General features: G+C 64.5%; 5 protein-coding genes and 1 pseudogene. 5 read left to right on the forward strand and 1 reads right to left on the reverse strand.

Annotated features, from left to right (window positions below; genetic code table 11):
• From BP858_RS01125 to BP858_RS01140, 4 genes and pseudogenes are all read left to right on the forward strand, one after another.
• Positions 1-342 (forward strand): annotated as a pseudogene (locus BP858_RS01125) (transcriptional regulator); the annotation flags it as partial.
• Positions 336-1,388: a hydroxymethylglutaryl-CoA synthase gene (locus tag BP858_RS01130; protein ID WP_286878604.1), complete on the forward strand. Its 1,053-nt coding sequence runs from the start codon at positions 336-338 to the stop codon at positions 1,386-1,388. The pseudogene BP858_RS01125 and the gene BP858_RS01130, both read left to right, overlap by 7 nt.
• Positions 1,385-2,545 (forward strand): thiolase domain-containing protein, encoded by a 1,161-nt coding sequence (locus BP858_RS01135; protein ID WP_286878605.1) that lies wholly within the window; start codon positions 1,385-1,387, stop codon positions 2,543-2,545. Before BP858_RS01130 ends, BP858_RS01135 begins: the two co-directional genes overlap by 4 nt.
• Positions 2,546-2,549: 4 nt before the next feature.
• The gene (locus tag BP858_RS01140; RefSeq protein WP_062266048.1) at positions 2,550-2,942 is read left to right on the forward strand and encodes a Zn-ribbon domain-containing OB-fold protein; all 393 of its coding nucleotides are present in this window, start codon (positions 2,550-2,552) and stop codon (positions 2,940-2,942) included.
• 450 nt (positions 2,943-3,392) lie between these two features.
• Here BP858_RS01140 and hmgA read toward each other — a convergent pair whose 3' ends face one another.
• Positions 3,393-4,601 (reverse strand): hydroxymethylglutaryl-CoA reductase (NADPH), encoded by a 1,209-nt coding sequence (gene hmgA, locus BP858_RS01145; protein ID WP_074175949.1) that lies wholly within the window; start codon positions 4,599-4,601, stop codon positions 3,393-3,395.
• Positions 4,602-4,644: 43 nt separating this feature from the next.
• Between hmgA and BP858_RS01150 the strand changes: the two genes are divergently transcribed.
• The gene (locus BP858_RS01150; protein ID WP_286878606.1) at positions 4,645-5,568 is read left to right on the forward strand and encodes a class I SAM-dependent methyltransferase; all 924 of its coding nucleotides are present in this window, start codon (positions 4,645-4,647) and stop codon (positions 5,566-5,568) included.
• Positions 5,569-5,761: the final 193 nt, after the last annotated feature.

Here is a 5,761-nt window from a genome sequence, read left to right on the forward strand (position 1 = left end):
GCAGTCACACTCTGCGGCCCGATGGACCAGACCATCTACGGGTATACGGTGATCAACAGCCTCAATGCGATCCTCCAGCTCTCTTCGAGCGAGTTCAACCGCATCTACGGCTGGAGCACGGAGCGTGCCCTCATCTTCACCGATGTCTCAACCGGGAAGTCACCCATGGTGGCGATCCGGGTCACGCCCTTCAAGCCGCGTTGCGTCGTGCTGCAGGGCATCAGACCGGAAGAGGTGCATCCACTGATCCCAGGCCTTGCAGAGCGCGACCGGATCACGGTTCTCTGCACACAGATGGATGTCGAGACGATCATCAGTTCTCTACGAGGAGAGTTATGGTAGGCATTTATTCATACGGCGTCTACATCCCGCGATACCGGATAAAAGTCCCGGAGATCGCGCGGATATGGGGCGCCAATGCAACTGACATCACCAGGGGCCTTGGAGTCTTTGAGAAATCTGTCCCTGACCTGGATGAGGATACCGCAACGATCGCAGTCGAGGCGGCCCGTGCCGCCCTCCGGCGGAGGAGCGTCGACCCTGAGGCGATCGGCGCCATCTACGTCGGAAGCGAGTCGCACCCCTACGCGGTCAAACCCACCGCATGCACGGTCGGTGAGGCAATCGGGGCGACGCCCAACATGACCGCCGCCGACTACGAGTTCGCGTGCAAGGCTGGAACTGCAGGCCTCCAGACCTGTATGGGGCTTGTCAGGAGCGGCATGATCCCGCTTGGGATCGCCATCGGTGCTGATGTGGCACAGGGCGCTCCCGGAGACGCGCTTGAGTATACGGCGGCGGCCGGCGGGGCTGCGTTCGTCATCGGCGAGGGAGATACCATCGCCGATATCAACCAGACCTGCTCCTACACCACTGATACCCCCGACTTCTGGCGGCGCGAGGGGCAGAGTTACCCCCGGCACGGCGGCCGGTTCACCGGCGACCCGGGCTACTTCAAGCACGTCCAGGGTGCAGCCAGGCTGATGTTTGATGCGGTGGGCACGAACCCGAAGGACTACGACTACGCGGTCTTCCACCAGCCGAACGCAAAGTTCCCACAGCGGGTGGCAAAGATGCTCGGGTTCACCGAAGAGCAGATCAGGCCCGGCCTCGTCGTCCCGAGGCTCGGCAACACCTACTCGGGGGCATCGATGATCGGGCTTGCCGCAACGCTTGATGTTGCAAAACCGGGCGACCGGATCTTTGTCACATCGTTCGGGTCGGGAGCGGGGAGCGACGCCTTCGATATCACGGTCACCGATGCGATCGGGTCCGGGGCGTTTGACCGGGCGGCGGCGCCGACCGTGGAGCAGCTGCTCGCAAACCCGGTCTACCTCGACTACGCACTGTATGCCAAACACAAAGGAAAGATCGTGATGCAGAGATGAGAGACGTAGCAGTAATCGGAGTCGGGTGCACGGAGTTCGGGGAGCACTGGAGCACCTCGTTCCGCGACCTCTTCGTCAAGGCCGGAACCATGGCGCTTGAGGATGCCGGGGTCTCGGGCGAGAAGATCGACGCCCTCTACGTGGGGAACATGAGCGCGGGCAGGTTCGTCGAGCAGGAGCACATCGGGGCCCTCATCGCGGATTACGCCGGGCTCGCTAGCAACCATGTCCCCTCGACCAGGGTGGAGGCGGCCTGCGCCTCCGGCGGGCTTGCCTTCCGGCAGGCGGTGATTGCGGTCGCAAGCGGCATGGAGGACATTGTGGTCGCTGCGGGTGTTGAGAAGATGACCGATGTCGGGACCGGGGCGAGCGTGGATATGCTTGCGAGCGCCGCGGACCGCGAGTGGGAGGGGTTCGCCGGGGCGACCTTCCCCGGGCTCTACGCCATGATCGCAAACGACTACATGCACCGCTACCCGCTCACCCGCGAGCAGCTTGCAGAGGTTGCGGTGAAGAACCACGAGAACGGTTCGAAGAACCCGATCGCGCAGTTCAGGAACCGCATCACGGTTGATACGGTCCTCTCCTCCTCATTGGTCGCTGACCCCCTGCGGCTCTTCGACTGCTCGCCGATCACCGACGGTGCGGCGGCGGTCGTGGTGGTGCCGCTCGAGCGTGCCCACGAGTTCACCGATTCGCCGGTCAAGGTGCTTGCGAGCGCCCAGGCGAGCGACACCATCGCGCTCCACGACCGGCGGGACATCTCCACCCTGGACGCCACCGTGGCGGCAGGGAAGCGGGCGTTTGCGCGGGCAGGCCTCACCCACAAGGAGATCGACCTCGTCGAGGTCCACGACTGCTTCACGATCGCCGAGATATGCGCGATTGAAGACCTCGGGTTCTGCAAGAAGGGCGAGGCTGGGAGGCTCACCGCGGAAGGGGCGACAGCCCTCAACGGTGACCTCCCCGTGAACACGAGCGGCGGCCTGAAGGCCTGCGGCCACCCGGTCGGCGCGACCGGGATCAAGCAGATCTGCGAGGTTGTCACCCAGCTCCGCGGCGAGGCCGCGGGCAGGCAGGTGGATGCTGAGGTCGGTATGGCTCATAACGTCGGCGGCACCGGCGCGACGGTCGTCGTGCACATCCTGGGGGCGTAAAAGTATGTCGGTATCACGGTTCTGGAGAAAGATCCCGCAGCGGTATAACCTCATCGGGACGCAGTGCACGACCTGCGGACGCTACTTCTTCCCGCCCCGGTCGCTCTGCCCCGACTGCCGGAGGAGCGGCAATATCGTCGACCACAAGTTCAACGGCGAGGGAACGGTAGTCACCTACACGGTGATTCGGTCGGCAAGCGACCAGTTTGAGAACACCACCCCATACGTTCTCGCGATTGTCGAGCTCGACGAGGGGCCGAGGCTCACCACCCAGGTCGCCTGCTCACCCGAGGAGGCGAAGATCGGGATGCGGGTGAGAAGCGTCTTCCGCCGGGTGACGGCGGACGGCGAGAGCGGTACCATCCACTACGGCACGAAGTTCGTGCCGGTGGCATAACCTTAACCTTTTTGATTATCAGCGGATCTTCCGCGCTTTCGGCGAGATCCACCCTATACGCTCTCGCGCGAGGCTACGAGGAATGCGAAGCCCGTGCGGTGGCGGCAGTCCCCGCCAAGGTTTCGCGTGAGGCCTTGTTATTGTCCAGATACTGTAGTGGACCATTTCACCTTAACTTGAGGGTGCGTGGGAGTGATCGCAGGTCTCACGCGTGCTTCCGCGGGAGAGCGCGAAGAAAGGGTTCTGGTTGGGAGGAGATACACATCCTTCGCGACTTCGCGCTCTTCGCGTGAGACTCTATTGCCCCCCTGTACTGAAACCTCACGCGAAGGCGCGAAGGACGCGAAAGGGACTTTAGCGCCCAAATATCGAACTTCCGCGGTCTTCGCGCTCTTCTGCATGAGATCGTGGCACCAGCAATCTCCTGACCGGAACCGGCAGCCCTTCTTGTTATCCCCGGCCGAGGTCCTTGTGCGCACGGGCCAGGTGCTGGGCCGCGAGGGCGCCGAGGAGGGAGAGTTCGCCGGCGAGCACCCCTGCGGCGACGATCTCAGCAAACGCCTTCGCGTGGGCTCCCGGCGGATCGCCGCCCCCGGCGACGCCGAGCATCGCAAGGCACTCCCGCTGGGTATCGACCCCAGTGCCGCCGCCGACCGTCCCCACCGGGAGCGACGGGAGGGTGACCGAGACGTAGACCCCGCCGTCCACCCGGTCGACGGTGGTGATTGCGCTACTCCCCTCCACGACGTGGGCGGCGTCCTGCCCGCAGGCGATGAAGATGGCGGCGATGACGTTCGCCGCATGGGCGTTGAACCCGAACGAGGCCGCCCGGGCCGAGCCTACCAGGTTCTTCCGGTAGTTGACCGCGGTGAGGGTCTCGGCATCAGTCTTGAGGAGGTCGGCGACCATCGCATCGGTGAGCCGCACCCCCGCAACCACGGTCTTCCCCCGACCCCTGACCAGGTTGATCGCCGCCGGTTTCTTGTCGGTGCACATGTTCCCCGAGAGGGCGACCAGGCGTGCCCCGGTCTCCCGCTCGATGAGTTCGCCGACCTTCTGGCTTGCGATCGTCACCATGTTCATGCCCATGGCGTCCTTCGTATCGAACTCCAGGCGGACGAAGACGCTCGTCCCGGCCACGTAGGTGACAACATCCAGGAACTCCCCGTGCTTCGTGGTGCTCTCCGCGACCTCCCGGATCTCAGGGGTGTGCCCCTCGACCCAGGCCGTCACCTCCCGGGCGTGGACGACGTCGCGTGCGGCAAAGACCGGCGCCCGGGTCATCCCGTCCCGCATGATCCGCACATCCGCACCCCCCGCCCGCGTGATGAGAGAGCACCCGCGGTTCACCGACGCAACAAGCGCTCCCTCGGTCGTCGCCAGCGGGAGGTAGCAGGACCCGGCGGCGTACTCCCCGTTCACCTTGAGCGGTCCTGCAACACCGAGCGGCACCTGCACTGTGCCGATCATGTTCTCGATGTTCGCCTTCACCACCCGGTCAATCCCGATGGAGAACGACCCCACCGCAGGCAGGGCGGTCCCTGTCTCGCCCTCGATGAACGCCCGCCGCACCCGGACCGCCTCCCCCGGCGGGAGTTCCTTCTCGAGCGCATAGAGTTTGAGGGAGCCCTCTTTCAGCCTCCTGATATACTCATCCATGAATAGTATGAGGACTCATACCTAAAGATGGCTGGTGGTCCGGGTGGATGAGGAACAGTGGTGCCTTGCGGTGCCGAAACGAGAGGCCGAGCAGACACGGCGACGGCTGCTTGAAGAAGGGCTCCTCGACCGGCGCTTAAAGCCGCGCCCCGAGGGGGACGCCGTCCTGCTCCCGGTGACAGAGGAGGTCGCAGGCGCCGTCCGGTGCGGTTTCGAGCCCGTGCCGGAACAGGTCGTTCTCCCCCGCCACGAACTCGTGGGCGGGATCGCCATCATGCAGGATGACGACCCGGAGGCCGCCCGGGGGCTGCTTGCGTCCCGGCCGTCGCTGCACACAATACTCTTCCCGGAGAGCCCGGTCGAAGGGGAGTACCGCACCCGCCGGTTCGCCGTCCTCGCCGGGACCCCCACCACCCGCACCCTGGTGACCGAGTACGGGCTCCGCTTCGACGTGGACCTTGCGCTCGCCTACTTCTCGGCCCGGCTCGCCACCGAGCGGCAACGGATCCTCGAGGATATGGGGGAGGGGGAGCGGGTGATCGATATGTTCGCCGGCGTGGGGCCGTTCGCGATCACCCTCGCACGGAAAGCACGAGTCGTCTTTGCTGCGGACCTCAACCCCGCCGCGGTCCACCTCCTGGTCCACAACATAGCGCTCAACCGGGCAGCAAACGTCATCCCAATGCTCGCTGACGCCGCGCACCTCGCCCGGCTCGGCTTTGAACCGTTCGACCGGATCATCATGAACCTCCCCATGGCCGCGCCGCAGTTCCTCGAGGCGGCCGCAGGGCTCTGCCGGGGTGGCGGGACGATCCACCTCTACGCGCTCCAGGAAGAAGAGGGCGAGTACCTCCCCCTGATCCGGGCCGTCACCTCCGGGGAGGTCACCGAACGAATGGTCAGGACCTACTCGCCAGGGAAGTGGCACGCGGTCTACGATATTACCGTGAAAAAAGAGGGATGCTGAGTTTTCCCGGGCCGCACATACCGGGGCCGCCCTCCTTAGAAACCGCACAATACTAACTTAAGCGTAATTTGAAGAAACAGTAGGGTTCCATTCACCATGAAACCACCATGAGGCTAGTGGAGCATTGCACCCTATTTTGCGGGTCCTGGCGTGGATAACGCGGAAGATCACGAAGGGGTGTGGAGCGTTCATG

This window comes from Methanoculleus sp. UBA413 (assembly GCF_002502935.1).
Classification (GTDB): Archaea; Halobacteriota; Methanomicrobia; order Methanomicrobiales; family Methanoculleaceae; genus Methanoculleus; species Methanoculleus bourgensis.